This is a genomic window from Vogesella urethralis (genome assembly GCF_007644045.2).
In the GTDB taxonomy this organism is placed as follows: Bacteria; Pseudomonadota; Gammaproteobacteria; order Burkholderiales; family Chromobacteriaceae; genus Vogesella; species Vogesella urethralis.
Genome location: NZ_VMDW02000109.1, coordinates 1 through 466, shown reverse-complemented (window position 1 = coordinate 466; position 466 = coordinate 1). Strand labels below are relative to the sequence as shown.

1 protein-coding gene is annotated in these 466 nt (G+C 53.4%); it reads right to left on the bottom strand.

All coding sequences use genetic code 11. The features are described from left to right. Positions 1–240: 240 nt before the first annotated feature. Positions 241–466: hypothetical protein (locus FLQ03_RS19290; RefSeq protein WP_206210992.1), on the bottom strand; the 226-nt coding region annotated here is incomplete at its 5' end.

Sequence of the window (466 nt, the reverse complement as noted above, 5' to 3'; positions counted from 1 at the left end):
GGGCTATCGCCGGTAGAGTACGAGAAGCAGTATTTCCAACAGCTCCGGAGTGTCTAGAGAAGCCGGGGCGATTCAGACGTTGTAATGTCTGCATATCAAAGCTCAAGATCGGATTGAACACAGGCGATACCTCATGGATTGTCATACTGCATATCCTACATTTTGATCACCGATGTTTGCCATCTCACAGCCACAGATCAGCACCGATGCCCTGGCTACCCAGCGTGAACTTGCTCACCGTCAAGCCGACATATTGACCAGGCGCACTTCCTGATCGGAAACCCGTTGCATTTCGAACTGTAGTGACCCCAACCAGTTTGCCAGCCGCACCGGCAGCCAGAGCCGCAGGCCATCCACCACACAAACCGCAGCATGCCCCAAGGCAGCAAGCTGGCGACGTTCACCCCATCTTGAGTAGCACGTAACTTTAGCGTCCAATCCACCATGACAAGGAGTTGGACATGAA